Genomic DNA, 244 nt, shown 5'->3' on the forward strand with positions numbered 1-244 from the left:
TGACATCAACTGGCTGAGGTTCACCGCATCCGTGGCAGCCGAACCGGCTGCCACGTTTGTCACGCGACGTTCCTTGCCTGCTGCGCCGACCGAGACTTCACCATTGGCTGCCGATGCCGTGCCCGACAGCGCTGTCGTGCCCGGGTTGTAACCCGTGGCCGACAGGTTAGCCGTCGTCGTCGAGTTCGAACCCAGTGCAACCGAGTTCGCTGCCGATGCCGTCGCCGCACCACCAATCGCCACC

General features: G+C 64.8%; 1 pseudogene. It reads right to left on the minus strand.

The window, feature by feature from the left end:
- Window positions 1–243, minus strand: a pseudogene (locus P0D71_RS36140) (hemagluttinin domain protein); the annotation flags it as partial.
- Window position 244: the final 1 nt, after the last annotated feature.

Source organism: Paraburkholderia sp. RL17-383-BIF-A, from assembly GCF_046028015.1.
In the GTDB taxonomy this organism is placed as follows: domain Bacteria; phylum Pseudomonadota; class Gammaproteobacteria; order Burkholderiales; family Burkholderiaceae; genus Paraburkholderia.